At 65.1% G+C, this 15,463-nt stretch carries 13 protein-coding genes; 1 reads left to right on the top strand and 12 read right to left on the bottom strand.

From position 1 onward, the window contains the following. Positions 1 to 101 precede the first annotated feature (101 nt). The 9 genes from ACFPOB_RS24485 to ACFPOB_RS24445 form a co-directional block, all read right to left on the bottom strand. The gene (locus ACFPOB_RS24485; protein ID WP_377800964.1) at positions 102 to 1,334 is read right to left on the bottom strand and encodes a phenylacetate--CoA ligase family protein; all 1,233 of its coding nucleotides are present in this window, start codon (positions 1,332 to 1,334) and stop codon (positions 102 to 104) included. A gap of 21 nt (positions 1,335 to 1,355) precedes the next feature. Beyond that, positions 1,356 to 2,039, bottom strand: coding sequence for a zinc metallopeptidase (locus tag ACFPOB_RS24480; protein ID WP_377800963.1), 684 nt, complete (start codon positions 2,037 to 2,039; stop codon positions 1,356 to 1,358). Between the two features lie 33 nt (positions 2,040 to 2,072). Further along, positions 2,073 to 2,918, bottom strand: coding sequence for an ABC transporter ATP-binding protein (locus ACFPOB_RS24475; protein ID WP_377800962.1), 846 nt, complete (start codon positions 2,916 to 2,918; stop codon positions 2,073 to 2,075). Between the two features lie 156 nt (positions 2,919 to 3,074). Beyond that, positions 3,075 to 4,403 carry an ABC transporter substrate-binding protein gene (locus ACFPOB_RS24470; protein ID WP_377800961.1) on the bottom strand — a complete coding sequence of 443 codons (1,329 nt, stop codon included), beginning with the start codon at positions 4,401 to 4,403 and terminating at the stop codon, positions 3,075 to 3,077. A 105-nt stretch (positions 4,404 to 4,508) separates the two neighbouring features. Continuing rightward, complete coding sequence (locus ACFPOB_RS24465; RefSeq protein ID WP_377800960.1) at positions 4,509 to 5,588, bottom strand: branched-chain amino acid ABC transporter permease; 1,080 nt, start codon at positions 5,586 to 5,588, stop codon at positions 4,509 to 4,511. A gap of 11 nt (positions 5,589 to 5,599) precedes the next feature. Beyond that, positions 5,600 to 6,514: a branched-chain amino acid ABC transporter permease gene (locus ACFPOB_RS24460; RefSeq protein ID WP_377800966.1), complete on the bottom strand. Its 915-nt coding sequence runs from the start codon at positions 6,512 to 6,514 to the stop codon at positions 5,600 to 5,602. 202 nt (positions 6,515 to 6,716) lie between these two features. Further along, positions 6,717 to 7,532 carry an ABC transporter ATP-binding protein gene (locus ACFPOB_RS24455; protein ID WP_377800959.1) on the bottom strand — a complete coding sequence of 272 codons (816 nt, stop codon included), beginning with the start codon at positions 7,530 to 7,532 and terminating at the stop codon, positions 6,717 to 6,719. Next, positions 7,529 to 9,517 (bottom strand): AMP-dependent synthetase/ligase, encoded by a 1,989-nt coding sequence (locus ACFPOB_RS24450; RefSeq protein ID WP_377800965.1) that lies wholly within the window; start codon positions 9,515 to 9,517, stop codon positions 7,529 to 7,531. Before ACFPOB_RS24450 ends, ACFPOB_RS24455 begins: the two co-directional genes overlap by 4 nt. Before the next feature lie 235 nt (positions 9,518 to 9,752). Next, positions 9,753 to 10,913, bottom strand: coding sequence for a cytochrome P450 (locus ACFPOB_RS24445; protein ID WP_377800958.1), 1,161 nt, complete (start codon positions 10,911 to 10,913; stop codon positions 9,753 to 9,755). A 223-nt stretch (positions 10,914 to 11,136) separates the two neighbouring features. Between ACFPOB_RS24445 and ACFPOB_RS24440 the strand changes: the two genes are divergently transcribed. After that, a complete protein-coding gene (locus ACFPOB_RS24440) occupies positions 11,137 to 11,472 on the top strand; it encodes a hypothetical protein (RefSeq protein ID WP_100959237.1) in 336 nt (111 codons plus the stop codon). Positions 11,473 to 11,511: 39 nt separating this feature from the next. Here the strand turns inward: ACFPOB_RS24440 and ACFPOB_RS24435 are convergent, their stop codons facing one another. The 3 genes from ACFPOB_RS24435 to ACFPOB_RS24425 form a co-directional block, all read right to left on the bottom strand. Then, the gene (locus tag ACFPOB_RS24435; protein ID WP_377800957.1) at positions 11,512 to 12,051 is read right to left on the bottom strand and encodes a GNAT family N-acetyltransferase; all 540 of its coding nucleotides are present in this window, start codon (positions 12,049 to 12,051) and stop codon (positions 11,512 to 11,514) included. A gap of 15 nt (positions 12,052 to 12,066) precedes the next feature. Further along, positions 12,067 to 14,436 (bottom strand): Orn/Lys/Arg family decarboxylase, encoded by a 2,370-nt coding sequence (locus ACFPOB_RS24430; protein WP_377800956.1) that lies wholly within the window; start codon positions 14,434 to 14,436, stop codon positions 12,067 to 12,069. A gap of 190 nt (positions 14,437 to 14,626) precedes the next feature. Beyond that, positions 14,627 to 15,202: a putative periplasmic lipoprotein gene (locus ACFPOB_RS24425; RefSeq protein ID WP_377800955.1), complete on the bottom strand. Its 576-nt coding sequence runs from the start codon at positions 15,200 to 15,202 to the stop codon at positions 14,627 to 14,629. Between the last annotated feature and the right edge of the window lie 261 nt (positions 15,203 to 15,463).

The following is a 15,463-nucleotide window of genomic DNA, read 5'->3' as shown; positions in this document are numbered from 1 at the left end:
CAAGCTCACCCACGGGCTTGATGTCCCTCAGGGCTGTCGGTCTTCCGCCTGCCACCGCAACCGCTGGTATAGCAGATGAGGCAAGATGAGAGTTACAAGGACTACCCGACCGGCCGCTCGTCGGCGATGACCTTGCCGTCGTTCGGCAGGGCGCCAAGCGGCAGCACCTCGACCGAGCCCTTGAGCTTGGTGACCTGCTGCAGGGTCAAGGAGACCGCGTCGATGAAGCCCTTCGGCTCGGCATAGATCTCGGCCTTGAGCGTCATCGTGTCGAGCTCGTTGGCGCGGCCGATCACGAGCCGGAGCTTGGCGATCTCGGCATGGCGGCGGGCGATCTCGGCGACCTGCTCTGGCCGCACGAACATGCCCTTGACCTTCGCCGTCTGGTCGGCGCGGCCGAGCCAGCCCTTGATCCTCGCATTGGTCCGGCCGGATGCGCTCGCCCCCGGCAGGATCGCGGTAAGGTCGCCGACGGCAAGGCGAATCTGCGGATGATGCGGATCGAGACTGGTGACGACGATCTCGCCGACCTCGCCCTCGGAGACGGGGTCGCCGGTGCCGGGACGGACGATCTCGACGATCAGGTTCTCGTTGAGCACCATGCCGTCACGGGCGCTGGTCTCATAGGCGATCAGGCCGATATCGGCGGTCGCATAGAGCTGATACGCGTCGATGCCCCTTTCGCGCACCCAGGCCTGCAGCGAGGGCGGGAAGGCGGCGCCCGAGACGATCGCGCGCTTCAGGCAGGAGGTGTCGACGCCGCGGCTATCGGCCGCCTCGATCAACAGCTTCAGGAAGTCCGGCGTGCCGGTATAGGCGCTCGGCCGGTAAGCGCCGATCACCTCCATCTGCTGCTCGGTATTGCCGGGGCCGGCCGGGATCACGGCGCAGCCGATGGCACGCGCGGCAGAATCCATGATGAAGCCGCCCGGCGTCAGATGATAGCCGAAGGTGTTGAGAACGACGTCTCCCTTGCGGAAGCCGGCGGCGTGGAGGCCGCGGGCCGTGCCCCAGGGATCGCTGCCGGCGCCCTCCGGCTCGAAGATCGGGCCGGGCGAGGTGAAGAGCCGGCCGAAAGAGCCGAGCGGTACGCCGACGAAGCCGCCGAAGGGCGGCGCATCCTTCTGCAACGCCGGCAAATCGGCCTTGCGCAGCACCGGCAGCTTCGCGAGCGCGGCACGGTCGGTGACGCCGGTCGGATCGATGCCCTTAAGATGCGCGGCATAGCCCGGTGTCGCCAGCGCGGCAGTGAGCACGGCCGGCAATCTGGCGAAGAGGTCGCTCTCGCGCTGCTCGGGCGGCCGGGTCTCGAGATCGTCGAAATGCTCGCTCATCGCTCTTGCCCTTGAGGTCGCCTAACGGAAGACGCGCAGGATGCGCAGAAAATCGAGCAGCCCCATCAGCGAGGCCGCGACATAGGTCATCGCCGCCGCCCGCAGCACGCCGCGCGCCGCCGGCATGTCGTCGCGATGCAGGTATTGGTCGTGGTCGAGGATCGGCAGCGCCTTGCCGAAACTGGCGTCGAACTCGACCGGCAGCGTCAGCAGGTGCACGACGACGCCGAGGCCGAGCAGGGCGATGACAGCGCCGAACTGGAACAGGCCGATCGCCGGTACCCGCGTGAAGATCATCACGATCGGCACGGCGACCAGCACCACCATCGCGACTTTATCGACCGTGCCGAGCAGGCGCGCGAGGCGGGTGCGCAGCGCGAAGAGCTGGCTGCCCTGCGCATGCTGGATGGCGTGGGCGACCTCATGTGCGGCGACCGCGACCGCGGTGATCGAGCGGCCGTCATGGTTCTTGGGCGAGAGCCGCACAATGCGGGCATCTGGATCGTAGTGGTCGCCGCCAGCAGCGGTGGTCTCGACGACGACCTTGTCCAGCCCGTAGCGATCGAGCAGATGGCGCGCGAGCTCGCCCCCGGTGCCGGGCAGATCGGGCCTGTCGGCGGCGTGCCTGTCCATGACGTGGCGGACCCAGAATTGCGGACCGAGGATCAGCGCGAGAAGCCCGAGGGCGATGATGAGGTAAAGCATGGGCGAAGAAATGCCCTGCCGATCCCGGCCGGACTATGACAGCCAGCGCTTGCGGCGCTTGTAGCTCTTGACCTCGCGGAAGGATTTCTTGTTGCCCTCGGCGACGCCCAGATAGAATTCCTTCACGTCCTCGTTCTCGCGCAGCATCTTGGCTTCGCCGTCCATGACGACGCGGCCGGTTTCCATGATGTAGCCATAGGTGGCGTAGCGCAGCGCCATGTTGGTGTTCTGCTCGGCGACGAGGAAGGAGACGTCCTCCTTGTCGTTGAGCTGACGAACGATCTCGAAGATTTCCTCGACGATCTGCGGCGCGAGGCCCATGGACGGCTCGTCAAGCAGGATCATCTTGGGTTTGCTCATCATGGCGCGGCCGATGGCACACATCTGCTGTTCGCCGCCGGAGGTGTAGCCAGCCTGCGAGTTGCGGCGCTGTTTAAGCCGCGGGAAAAGCTCGTAGATCTTCTCGAGGTCGCGCTTGATCGCGGCATTGCCGTCGCGCCGGGTGAAAGCGCCGGTCAAGAGGTTCTCCTCGATCGAGAGATGGCCGAAGCAGTGCCGGCCTTCCATCACCTGGATGCAGCCGCGGCGCACCAGCTCGTTCGGCGACATCTTGTCGACCCGTTCGCCGTCGAAGACGATCGAGCCTTTGGTGACCTCGCCGCGTTCGGCCTTGAGGAGGTTCGAGATCGCCTTCAGCGTCGTGGTCTTGCCGGCGCCGTTGGCGCCGAGGATCGCGACGATGCCCTTGCGCGGCACGGTCAGCGAGACGCCCTTCAGCACCAGGATGACGTGATCGTAGATCACCTCGATATTGTTCAGCGACAGGATCGTGTCCGTCGCCGCGGCGGTGGTGGGCTTATCGAGGGTGGCGATCGACATTGAACCTCCAATCCTTCTCCCTCGGGGGAGAAGGTGGCCCGGCGTCAGCCGGGTCGGATGAGGGACAGACGGATGAGGTGGTGCAGGACTTCCCCCATCCGTCTGCTTCGCAGACACCTTCTCCCCCGGAGGGGAGAAGGCTTGGCACTCGTCAGATCAGGAGGACTTCTCGCAAGGCTCGGTGCGCTTGGGCCAATTGCCGGCCTTCTCGACATAGTCCTTGGCGTTGGCCTCGATCAGCGGCCGGACCTCGTCCTTCATCGGCTCGATCCAGTCGCCCTTCTGGGTCCACTTGGTGCCGTCCCATTCGGCGACATAGGCCTTGTGGTGCCCGGAATGGTCGGTGCAGCTGACCTTCACCGGTGAGGCGAAGCCGGCCATGCCGATTTCCTTGAGCCGGGCCTCGTCGATGTTCAGGTTCTCCAGCCCGCGGCGCATGTCCTCGGGGGTGATCACCTTCTTGCCGGTCAGCTTCTGGGCGGTGCGGATCGCCTCGACCACGAGCATCGAGTTGTAGACGCCGCGATTATAGAGGTTCTCGCCGACCTTCTCCTTCGGCGTCGTGCTCTTCCCCTTGTCCACGACATGCTTGAGGATGTCCTGGATCACCGGGAAGTTCTGGCCGGCCGCGTTGAAGTTCAGCGAGCGGTAGCCCTTGGCCTCGGCGCCGCCGGCGCGGGCGTCGTCGTCACCGCCGGCCCACCAGACGCCGACCAGCTTGTTGATCGGGAAGTTGTTTTTAATGGCCTCCTTGACCGCGGTCGGGTTCATCGCGCCCCAGCCCTGGTTGTAGAGGAAGTCCGGCCGGTCGCGGCGGATCGAGAGCCAGAGCGACCCCTGGTTCTGCATGTCGGCCGCGGCGACCGGATAGAGCTTGAGCTCGAAGCCGTATTTCTTGGCGAGGCTCTCGAGCACCGGGATCGGCTCCTTGCCGAAGGGCGCGTCGAGATGGATCAGGCCGAGCTTCTTGCCCTTGAGCTTGTCTATGCCGCCGAGCTCGTTCGCCATGTGCTTCACCATCACCGAGGCGCCGTCCCAATAGGTCAGCGGCGGGATGAAGACCCAGGGGAAGTTGGTGCCGTCGGCCGAAGCCGAGAGGCCGTAGGCCATCGACAGGATCGGCAGCTTGTCGACATGGGCGCGCGGAATCGCCGCCAGCGTCGCGCCGGTCGACCACGGGCTGTAGACGATGGTCTTCGACTTGACCTGCTCGTAGCACTCGATCGACTTCTTGGTGTCGTAACCGGTCTCGCACTCCTCGTAGACGATCTTGACGCCGTTCACGCCGCCGTCGCGCTCGTTGATCATCGAGATGTAGTCGCGCATACCGTCGCCGATCGGGATGCCGGAGCCCGAGAACGGACCGGTACGATAGGCGTTATTGGAGAAGTAGATCGTCTCCTGCGCATAGGCCGGGGCGGCGATCACTCCGGCGGCGAGAAGCGCGCCGACGGCGACGCTCCTGATGATGCTGCTCGTTTTCATAGGCCTTCCTCCGTGGTTGCCGGGTCCGGCCGAGCCGTCCCGTCTTCGCTTGCCCGCCGCTTGAAGACCGCGGCGGGTCGTTGTCCTTGGGTCCTGCTCCCCGCCTCAATAGGGGAAGGGCCACGTCCGCAATTTCTGCTTCCCGATCTGCCAGAGGCGCGCCAGGCCGTGCGGCTCGACGATCAGGAAGATGATGATCAGCGCGCCGACCAGCATGAAGGTGACGTGCTCGGCGGTGGCGCCCCCGATCGGCACGCCCAGCGCCGGCAGGCCGAATTTCAGCGCCGTCGGCAGGGCCGAGAGGAAGGCGGCGCCGAAGAATGAGCCGATCAACGAGCCGAGACCACCGATGATCACCATGAACAGGATGGTGAAGGACAGGCGGATGGTGAAGACGTCGTTGGCTTCGCCGCCGCCATACCAGAGGAAGATCATCATCGCCCCGGCGACCCCGGCGAAATAGGAGGAGACGGCGAAAGCGGTGAGCTTGGCGTTGAGCAGCTTGATGCCCATCAGCTCGGCGGCGATGTCCATGTCGCGCACAGCCATCCAGGATCGCCCCAGCTTTCCATGAACCAGGTTCGAGGCGAACCAGGTCAGCACCACGACGAGGCCGAGGCAGATGAAATAGCGCGTCTCCGGCGTCGCGGAGGCGCCGGTGATCGGCAGGCCGAACAGTGTGCGCTGCGGCACCTCGATCGCGCCCGAGGCGTTGTAGTTGAACAGCCAGGGCACGCGCACGAAGGCCCATTGCAGGAAGAACTGCGCGGCGAGCGTGGCGACGGCGAGATAGAAGCCCTTGATCCGCAGCGAGGGCAGGCCGAACAGCACGCCGATCGCCGCCGAGAACAGGCCAGACAGCAAGATCAGGACGATGATGTTCACGCCAGGGAAGAAGGTCGTCAACTTGTAGCAGGAATAGGCGCCGACACCCATGAAGGCGGCGGTGCCGAGCGAGATCAGCCCGGTATAGCCGGTGAGGATGTTGAGCCCGATCGCCGCCAGCGAGAACACCAGGAACGGGATCATCACCGAGGCGATGAAGAAGTCGTTGCCGATCAGCGGGATGCCGACGAGCGCGATGCCTAAGATGACGGCGATGCCGATCCGGTCCTGCCGGAGCGGGAACACGGCCATGTCGGCGGCGTAGTTAGTCTTGTATTGGCCGGCTTCGCGGTAGAACACGGGTCAGCCTCTCAGATGCGTTCGATGATCTTGTCGCCGAACAGGCCCTGCGGCCGGAACAGCAGGAAGCCCAGGGCGATGAAATAGGCGAGCCAGCTCTCGATGCCGCCGCCGATCAGCGGCCCCCAATAGAACTCGCCGAGCTTCTCGCCGATGCCGATGATCAGCCCGCCGACGATGGCACCGGGGATCGAGGTGAAGCCGCCGAGGATCAACACCGGCAGCGCCTTCAGCGCCACGATCTCGAGCGCGAAGGAGACGTCGGAGCGGGCGCCCCACATGATGCCGGTGATCAGCGCGACGATGCCGGCGGTGAACCAGACGATCACCCAGATCTGGTTGAGCGAGATGCCGACCGAAAGCGCCGCCTTGTGGCTGTCGGCCACCGCCCGCAGGGCTCTTCCGATGCGCGTGTACTGGAAGAACAGCGCCAGCACGGCGATCATCAGCGAGGCGATGATGGCGGCAGCGATGTCGATCTTCTGCAGCGAGACCAGGCCGCCGAGGATCTTCAGGTCGATCGCGCCCTTGGGCAGATAGAGCTGCTCGGCGATCATCTGCTTGGGATTGCCGCCGAAGATGGATTCGCCGAAGCCGATCAGGAAATAGGTGATCCCGAAGGTCGCCATGAACAGGATGATGTCGGGCTGGTTGACCAGGGGCCGCAGCACCACGCGCTCGATCGTCACTGCGAGGGCGAACATCACGCCGAGTGTGAGGATGACCGCGAGGAAGGCCGGCACGCCCTTTTCATAGAGGCCGACCAGGGTCAGCGCCGCGAACACCACCATGATGCCCTGGGCGAAGTTGAAGACGCCCGACGCCTTGAAGATCAGCACGAAGCCGAGCGCGATCAGCGCGTAGAGCACGCCGGAGACCAGGCCCTCCCAGATCGTCTGGGCGAGCAGGTCCGGCGCCTGGACCATCTGGTTGAACGGATCGACGAAGATACTGTGGATCGTGCCGGTCGGGTCGATGCGGGCGCCGATCAGCGCGGCGGCGACGAGACCGACCGCGATCAGGCCGGCCTTGACCCAGCCATTGGCGAGGAGATTGGGCGCGGGCTGCGCGGCGATGTCGCTCATGCGCTCATGTCCTTTGCGCTCATGTCCTTGCTTGTGGCAGCCATCAGTGGGCCACTCCGAGATAGGCGTCGATCACGCGCTGGTCGGCCTTGACCTCGGCCGGGGTACCGTCGGCGATCTTGCGGCCGTATTCGAGCACGACGACGCGGTCGGAGAGGTCCATGACCACGCCCATATCGTGCTCGATCAAGGCGATGGTCGTGCCGAACTGGTTGTTCACGTCGAGGATGAAGCGGCACATGTCTTCTTTCTCCTCGAGGTTCATGCCGGCCATCGGCTCGTCGAGCAGCAGCAGCTCGGGCTCCATCGCGAGCGCCCGGCCAAGCTCGACCCGCTTCTGCAGGCCATAGGGCAATTTGCCGACCGGCAATTTGCGGATGTGCTGGATCTGCAGGAAGTCGATGATGTCCTCGACGACCTTGCGATGCTCGATCTCCTCGTCCATCGCCGGCCCGTGGCGCAGCGCCTGCCAGAAGAAGCCCTTGCGCATCTTGAGTGTGCGCCCGGTCATGATGTTGTCGAGCGTCGACATGCCCTTGAACAAGGCGACGTTCTGGAAGGTGCGGGCGATGCCGGCGGCGGCGGCTTGGTGCGGCCTGACCTTGGCGCGGCGCACGCCCTTATAAGTGATCCGGCCTTCCTGCGGATGGTAGAAGCCGTTGATGCAGTTGAGCATCGAGGTCTTGCCGGCGCCGTTGGGGCCGATGATGGCGCGGATCTCGCCCTTGCGGATGTCGAAGGAGACATCGGTGATCGCCTTCACCCCGCCGAAGCGCAGCGAGACGTTCTCGACCGAGAGCAGCACCTCGCCCTTCTGCGTGACCGGCTCGCCGGTGACGGCCATGGAATGCGCGTTCATGCCGCCTCCTTCGTCGCAGAGGTCGCTGCTGGCGCGGTGACCGGGTAGATCTTCGCGTCGGCCACCTTCACGGTGGCCGAGATCACGCCCTTGCGGCCGTCCTCGAAGGTCACTTCCGTAGAAATGTCCGCTTGGGTCGAGCCGTTGTACAAAGCCTCGACCAGCGGGGCGTAACGCTCGGCGATGAAGCCGCGCCGGACCTTCTGGGTGCGGGTCAGCTCGCCATCGTCGGCGTCGAGCTCCTTGTGCAGGATCAGGAAGCGCTTGATCTGGGCGCCGCCCATCATCGGTTCGGCCGCCAGCGAGCGGTTCACCTCGTCGACATGCTTGGCCATCATCTCGTAGACCTGCGGATGGCCGGCGAGCTCCTGATAGGAGGCGTAGACGACGTTGTTGCGCTCGGCCCAATTGCCGACGGCGGTCAGGTCGATGTTGAGCGCGACGGTGGCGTAGTCGCGGCCCTGGCCGAAGGCGACCACCTCCTTGATGTTCGGATAGAATTTCAGCTTGTTCTCGATGTATTTCGGCGGGAAAAGCTCGCCCGAGTTGAGCTTGCCGACATCTTTGGCGCGGTCGATGATCTTGAGGTGGCCGCTCTCGTCGAAGAAGCCGGCATCGCCCGAGCGGACATAGCCGTCATCGGTCATCGTCTCGGCGGTCTTCTCGTCGTCCTTGTAGTAGCCGCGGAAGATCGAGGGCGAGCGGTAGAGCACTTCGCCATTGTCGGCGATCTTGATCTCGACCTGCGGCGCCGGCTTGCCGACCGTGTCGGCCTTGATCTCGCCGTCCGGCTGCATGGTGATGTAGACGCCGGCCTCGGTCTGTCCATAGAGCTGCTTCAGGTTGACGCCGATCGAGCGGTAGAAGCGAAAGAGCTCGGGGCCGATCGCTTCGCCGGCGGTGTAGCCGACCTTGATGTTGGTCAGGCCGAAGCGGTTGCGCAAAGGCGCGTAGATGATGATGTCGCCGAGCTTGTAGAGCAGGCGGGCGGAGAGCGGTACGGGTTCGCCGTTCAGGATCTTCTCGCCATGCTGCTTGGCGACGCCGAGGAAGTAGTGGAAGAGCTTCCGCATCAGCGGGCCGGCATCCTCCATGCGCACCATGGTCAAGGTCAGCATGGTCTCGAAGACGCGCGGCGGCGCGAAGGCGTAGGTGGTGCCGATCTCGCGGCGGTCGTCGACCACGGTCTCCGGCCCTTCCGGGCAGTTGACGCAGAAGCCGGCGATGATCGCCTGGGCATAGGAGAAGACGTGGTCGCCGACCCAGGCGATCGGCAGATAGGCGATGATCTCGTCGTTCTCGTTCAGCCCGTCGAAGCTGCAGCCGATCTCGGCGGCGGTGATGACGTTGAAATGGGTGAGCATCACCCCCTTGGGCCGGCCGGTCGTGCCGGAGGTGTAGAGGATGATGGCGAGGTCGTCGCTCTTGCCCTGCTCCATCTCGCGGTCATGCGCGGCGGAGGCGGCGGCGTCCTTGAGTGCAGCACGCCCGGCCTCGATCACGTTGCCGATGTCGTGCAGCTTGGCATGGTCGTAGTCGCGCAGGCCGCGCGGCTCGTCATAAAGCATGTGACGCAGATTCGGGAGGCGCTCGGCGACGGAGAGCACCTTGTCGACCTGCTCCTGATCCTGCACGCAGGCGAAGACCGCCCCGGCATGGTCCAGCACATAGGCCATCTCGTCGGCGACGCTGTCGGCATAGACCGGCACCGGGATCGCGCCGAGCCATTGCGCCGCCGCCATCGACCAGTACAGGCGCGGCCGGTTGTAGCCGATGATCGCGACGGTCTCGCCGCGCTTCAGCCCGAGCAGCTCGAATCCCTTTGCATAGGCGCGGATCTGCTCGGCGACCTCGGCCCAGGTCCAGGATTGCCAGATGCCGAGGTCCTTGTGACGGAAGGCCGTACGTGCGCCGCGCTCCCGCGCATTGCGCAGCAAGAGCTTGGGAAAGGTATCCGCCACGCCGGCGGCTGCGCTTGGCACGATCGTCGTCTCCACCCTGTCGCCCCGTCTGTCGCGGGTTTGCCGGACCTCATGGCCCTTGTGCGATCATGCAAGCTTTGCAGGTGCCTCGGCGCTGTGCAAGAAGCCACTTGACAGACAAGACGCATTTGGGGCGCTATTATCCCGCCGAGGTTTGGCCTGCTCTATCCGAACCGGTGTTTCTCAGGCAGTTTCGAGAGTTTGCGGCCCCCCGATCGTGCAGGAGGCCGCGTTGCCGTCACACGAAACGGATCGGCGCGCTTTCACTCAAACGCGAGAAGCGCGGCAGGAACCGTGTTTCGCCGATCCTGACAGGTTGCGGCCCGCCACTGAACAGCAGAGCGCGCACGGCCTCTTCGGCGAGCAGCGAAGCGAGCTGCCGGCCGAGGCAGCCATGGCCGCCAACGCCGAAGGCGAGGTGCCGTTTCGCTGGCCGGGCTGGATCGAACCGCGTCGGCTGTTCGAAGGCCCATCCATCCAGATTGCCCGACGGCCACCACATCGTCAATGAAGTGCCGGCGGCAATCGTCTCGCCGCGCCAGACGATGTCCTCGGCCGCCATCCTGGCGGTGAGGATCGTTGGCGAGGTCAGCCGGAACGCCTCCTGCACCGCATCGGAAAGCGTGTACTGTCCGGCCGACAGGTCGAGGCGCAATTGCTCTTGTTGCATCAGGTAGTCGAGGACGCAGAACACGCCCGAGATCGTCGTTTCGACGGCGTCGAATGCAAAGCCTGCGACCAGATCTGCAGCCTTGGCGGCGCTCCCCGACGGCAATCGCGCCGCGATGTCGCGCATCAGCCCTGATTGGCCCTCGGATTCGAGCTCGTGCAGAAGCCGCAGCAGGCCGCGCGCCTCCCGGTTCGCGGCGGCGAGCCTGTCCGGCGCCGGCGCGAAGGACAATTGCTCGCCGATGACGGCTATTGCAAAGCCGATCCGGCCTGCCTGTTGCTGGTCTATCCCGGCAAGTGCACAGAAGGCGCGGGCGGAAAGCGGTGCGACGAAGTCGCGGACCAGGTCCGGATTCGCTGCGCCGAGCAGGTCCCGGCGCGCCGCATCGGCCAGATGCCGGATCGTGGGCCGCAACGCCTCGATCCGCTGGGCCGACAGCCCGGCAATGACCGCTTGCCGCAGGCCGCGATGTTCGGGCCCCGCCAGGGTGAACAGGCCCCAGCGCAGCAAGGCGTGGATATCGGCCTTGTCCGGGCCGAGACCTTCGGGCGGGAAGGGATGGCCATCGAGGCGCGGGTCGCGCCCAAGCGCGAAGAGCGCCTCATAGCCTAGTACGGACAGGCCGCCGGTCGATGCGAAGAGGCCGTCGCCGGTAGCCAGGGCAGATTGGAAGAAGGGTGCGGGATCCTGCCAGAAGGCGGGATCGGCAGGCAGTTCAAAGGTGTGCATCTTGGTTCGCTTTCGTCATCAAGGCAGAATCGATCGCGCCCGCTCTCGGTGAGGCGGGCTGCGGACGTGCGCTCGATGAGGTCAGCGAAGCCGGATGGATGCGGTCATGGCGCCGAGCTACCATACTCCGGCCTCGGGGTGAACCTGGCGGGGCGATGCGGGTGGAAGGCAGCGCCTTCGATCTGCCGCTTTCGAACCGGAAGCTCGATACGGGGACTGGCCAATGCGTGCTCTTGCCTCGATCGCGATGCTGCTCGCCGCGGGCGCCACGCAGACGCATGCGCATCGGGCGCCGGGCGGCTGGGACTATCCGTTCGAATGCTGCTCCGAGGCCGATTGCGCGCGGATCGATCCAAGCGAGGTGCGGGAGACTCCGTCCGGCTTCGTCGTGACGATCATGCCCGGCCGCCATCCGATGTGGGCCAGCGAGCGCCGCCAGCCGGCCGTGCTCGACATCCCCTATCAGAAGGCCCGTCTTTCGCCGGACGGGTTCTTCCATCTCTGCATGAACGATGCGGGCGAGTTGCTCTGCTTCTTCTCACCGGGTGGGGGATCGTAGTGCTGATGTCGGCAACGGGTCGCAAGCCGACATTCCGCCTCACCCAATCGGCTGCGTCGCACCCGGCCCCAGCGATCTCTGCACCATGACGCTGTCGGACCATTTGCCGTGGCGATAGGCGACACCCGGCAACAGCCCCACGCGGGCGAAGCCGAAGCGCTCATGCAGGGCGAGCGAGGCGCCGTTCTCGGCGTCGATATAGCCAATCATCTGGCGAAAGCCGGCAGCGGCGCAGGCGTCGATCAGCGCCTGCATCAAGAGCCGTCCGATGCCGCGGCCGAGATGATGGTGATGGACGTAGATTGAGTGCTTCACGGTGAAGCGATAGGCCGGCCGTTTGCGAAACAGCACGACATAGGCATAGCCGACGACCTCGCCGCCGCGGGTCGCGACCAGATGCGGCAGCTTGCGGCTGCGCAGGTTCTTGCGCCGGTCCTTGAGATCGTCCGGCTGCGGCGTGCCGGTGTCCTCGACGCCGGCCTCGATGCCATGGCGGATATGCCGGCGATAGATCGCCAGCATCGGCTCGACATCGTCGTCGCGGGAGGGACGGATGATGATCGGTAGGTCGCTCTCCATATGCCGTCGCGACCCTTAGCCCTGCGCCTGCTCGCTGACGACATAAGTATGGAGCCGCACCCGCCCTTCGGCATCGAACTCGCGATAGACGCCCTGGATCTCGACCTCGAAGCCGGGGAAGGCGTTGAAGCAGGCCTCGAACATCTTGAGATAGTCGATCATCGGCTTGGCCCGTTCGGTCAGCCGCTCGCCGGGGACGATGGTGGCGATGCCCGGCGGGTAGACGACGAAGGGCGTCGTCGCGATCCGGCCGGCGATGGCGTCGATCGGCAGATAGTCGACATCGTTGCGCGTCAGGCAGCGCGCCGCATCATGCGGCGACATCGCCATCTCCGGCAGATGCTCGGACGAGAACTGCCGGTTCTGCAGGCCGCTGACATCGTGGTCGCGGAAGAAGCGGTGCATCTCTCCGCAAAGGTCGCGCAGGCGCACGCCGGCATAGCGTCCGGGCCGGCGCCGGTAGAATTCGGGGATCGCCTCTTCCAGCAGAGCGTTGTCGTCGTGCAGCTTCTTGAAGGCGACGAGCCCGCTGATCAGCGTGCCGGCCTTGCTCGCCTCGACGCCCGGCGTGAGCAGGAAGAGCAGCGAGTTGAGGTCGTTCTTCTCGGCGACGATCCGGTTCTCGCGCAGGAACTGGGCGACGACCGGCGCCGGGATGCCATGCTCGGCATAGGCGCCGGTCTCGCGGTCGAAGCCGGGCGTCAGCAGGGTCAGCTTGTTGGGGTCGGTTATGGCAAAGCCCGGCTCCATCCCGGAAAAACCGTGCCAGCCCGCATCCGGCGCCAGCTGCCAATAGTTGGGATTGCTGGCGAGCTGATCGGTCGCGACCATTTCCCAGGCGACGTCATGGACGGCGCCTTCGCGCGAGGCGTCGGCGATGCTGACCCGGTCCGGCACGAATGGCTCGAAGAACCAGCGCCGATCGGGCCTGGTCTCCTTCTCCTCGAATTCGCGGCGCACGGCCCGGATCTTCTTGCGCAATTCGATGCCGAGCCGGATCGTGTCGTCCCAGAGCACTTCGCCGGAACGACCCTTCATCATCTGCGCACCGACATCGAGCGAGGCGAAGAGCGGATAGAACGGCGAGGTCGAGGCGTATTGCATGAAGCTCTCGTTGAAGCGCCGGTGCTCGACCCGCCGCTTCTGGCCCTTGATGTGTCGGTCCTTGATGTGGATCTGCGAGGCCTGGCTGAAGCTGGCGAGCTGCTTGTGGGTCGATTGCGTCGCGATGATGCCGGGCGAGTCCGGCCCCAAGCCCGTCAGCCCCATGGCGAAGCGCCCGGCATAGAGCGGGTGGAATTTCATGAAGCCGGCCCAGGCCTCGTCGAAGAGGATGTACTCGCAGAGGTGGCCGATCTTATCGAGGATCATCTGGGCCGAGTGGATCGTGCCGTCATAGGTGCACTGCTCGACCACGGCGACGCGGAACGGGCGCGGCTTTGTCCAGGCCTCGACATCCTTGACCAGCGGATTGGTGCGAATGCGCTCGCGCAGCGCCTCCTCGTCGAAGCTCTCCCAGCGCATTGGGCCGATCAGGCCCCAGGCATTGCGCGCGGTCGGGATGTAGACCGGTATGCCGCCGGCGATCAGCAGCGCGCCGTGATGGGCGGCCTTGTGGTTGTTGCGGTCGAACAGGACGAGGTCGCCATCGGTGACCAGGGCCGCGAGCGCGACCTTGTTCGAGGTCGAGGTGCCGTTCAGGACGAAATAGGTCTTCTCGGCCCCGAAGATCTGCGCCGCTTCCTTTTGCGCCTTCAGGGCGGGCCCCTCATGGGTGAGGAGGTCGCCGAGATCGAGCACGGAGTTGTCGAGGTCGTCGCGGAAGACCGCCTCGCCGAGATGCTCCATGAACACCCGCCCGATCGGGCTGCGGCTGTAGAACACGCCGCCATTGTGGCCGGGACAGGTCCAGAGATGGTTGCCTTCCTCGGCATAGTCGACGAGGGCGCCGAAGAACGGCGTCTTCAGCGTCTCGGCATATTGCTTGAGACGGCTGATCAGGCTCTTGGCGATGAAGGGCGGCGTCTCCTCCGAGAGGAAGATATAGCCGTCGATGAAATCGAGCACCTCGACCGGCACGTCCTCGAAGCGCTTGCGCCGGATCAGCAGGATGATCGGAAAGTCGAGGCCGCGCCGGCGCATCAGGTTGATCAGCGCGGCGGTCTTGCCTTCCAGCCCCTTCTTGCCCCAGTCGACCACCATGCAGCCGATGGCGGCATCGGTCTGGACCGCGATCTCGGCATCCTCGAGCTTGCGCGCCTTGACCACCTCGAAGCCCGAGCGCTCGATCTCCTCGATGATCTGGTTGAAGCGGATGCCTTCGAGATCCTCGGCATCGAAGTTCGGCGTCGCGAACAGGAAGGTGAAGCGCCTGAAATAGTCCATGCCGGCTCCGCTCAGCGTGAACCGGCAGCATTGGGCGATTTATGCGACAATTCGGCGACCATCGAGCCGGCTAGGTTCGAGCCGCGCTTTTTGCACCATCCACTGCCGCTGCAGGCGCAACCCCCATCTCCCTGTCGAGGAGGAGGCTGCGCCTCGCAGTCACACCCGCAAGGGCTGCGTGCGAACGCGGTCAGGTTTTCTGGAGCAGGAAGGCTTCGGCGAAGCTCAGCTCGACCATGTCGCCGCGCTTCAGGCGACCCAGCTCGTTCTGGATGTCGGGATCCGCGACGACATGGGTCCGAGGCCCGGCCGGGCCGACATAGCTGACGACGTTCGTCGCCGGATCGAAACTCTCGAATCGCGCCGTCACCGTCAGCGACCGCGCGACGAAGCGCTCCGGCAGATTCTGGAAGGAGGAGCCGGCCGAGGCCTCGGTGTAGATGATCGCCGGCTTGGCGCCTTTCCGGGCCCGCTTGACGTCGAGGATCACGCCTTCGACGCGGCGAACCTCGACCCTGTCGCCCGGGCGCAGGTTCTGCAAGTCCCCGAATACCGGCGGCACGGCGACGGGCCAGGTCTGGCGGCCCTGCCTGACGACCACCAGGCGCTTGGCGGGATCGACCGCGGCGACCTCGACATCGACCCGCTCGATCTCCACCGGCCCGACGCCGGCGACGATGACCGTCTGGCTGGTGACTACCGGAGTGGTCGCGCAACCCGCAAGAGCGAATGAAACTGCGGCGATCACGCTGATCTTCTTCAACATTGGACGTCTCCCCATCGAATGCTGTCCGGTCTGAAAACGACTGCCGGCTTCCGGGTTTCGGTCTACAAATCGAGAAAATTGCGAATTGATGACTTCGCGGATTCAAGAATAAACGCCAACTTCCACGGCGCCACAATAGGCCCCTCGAAGACGAATAAGGGCTAGGCTTCGTGGACAAAGGGTAGCCAGAGTTTGACTGCGGCAATGGCGACGAATCCGAGGTAAGATTCCTTGCTCTTGTCGTAGCGTGTGGCGACGCGC

Source organism: Allobosea eneae (assembly GCF_042657265.1).
Taxonomy (GTDB): domain Bacteria; phylum Pseudomonadota; class Alphaproteobacteria; order Rhizobiales; family Beijerinckiaceae; genus Allobosea; species Allobosea eneae.
Note: the sequence above shows the minus strand (reverse complement) of the source record. Positions and strands in the feature narration are given on the sequence as shown.

What these genes read in the sequence shown, in the direction of transcription:
- ACFPOB_RS24470 (WP_377800961.1), bottom strand. Translation starts at nt 4,403, where the DNA reads ATGAAAACGAGCAGCATCATCAGGAGCGTCGCCGTCGGCGCGCTTCTC.
- ACFPOB_RS24425 (WP_377800955.1), bottom strand. Translation starts at nt 15,202, where the DNA reads ATGTTGAAGAAGATCAGCGTGATCGCCGCAGTTTCATTCGCTCTTGCG.
- ACFPOB_RS24445 (WP_377800958.1), bottom strand. Translation starts at nt 10,913, where the DNA reads ATGCACACCTTTGAACTGCCTGCCGATCCCGCCTTCTGGCAGGATCCC.
- ACFPOB_RS24430 (WP_377800956.1), bottom strand. Translation starts at nt 14,436, where the DNA reads ATGGACTATTTCAGGCGCTTCACCTTCCTGTTCGCGACGCCGAACTTC.
- ACFPOB_RS24440 (WP_100959237.1), top strand. Translation starts at nt 11,137, where the DNA reads ATGCGTGCTCTTGCCTCGATCGCGATGCTGCTCGCCGCGGGCGCCACG.
- ACFPOB_RS24455 (WP_377800959.1), bottom strand. Translation starts at nt 7,532, where the DNA reads ATGAACGCGCATTCCATGGCCGTCACCGGCGAGCCGGTCACGCAGAAG.
- ACFPOB_RS24485 (WP_377800964.1), bottom strand. Translation starts at nt 1,334, where the DNA reads ATGAGCGAGCATTTCGACGATCTCGAGACCCGGCCGCCCGAGCAGCGC.
- ACFPOB_RS24480 (WP_377800963.1), bottom strand. Translation starts at nt 2,039, where the DNA reads ATGCTTTACCTCATCATCGCCCTCGGGCTTCTCGCGCTGATCCTCGGT.
- ACFPOB_RS24475 (WP_377800962.1), bottom strand. Translation starts at nt 2,918, where the DNA reads ATGTCGATCGCCACCCTCGATAAGCCCACCACCGCCGCGGCGACGGAC.
- ACFPOB_RS24435 (WP_377800957.1), bottom strand. Translation starts at nt 12,051, where the DNA reads ATGGAGAGCGACCTACCGATCATCATCCGTCCCTCCCGCGACGACGAT.
- ACFPOB_RS24460 (WP_377800966.1), bottom strand. Translation starts at nt 6,514, where the DNA reads ATGGTCCAGGCGCCGGACCTGCTCGCCCAGACGATCTGGGAGGGCCTG.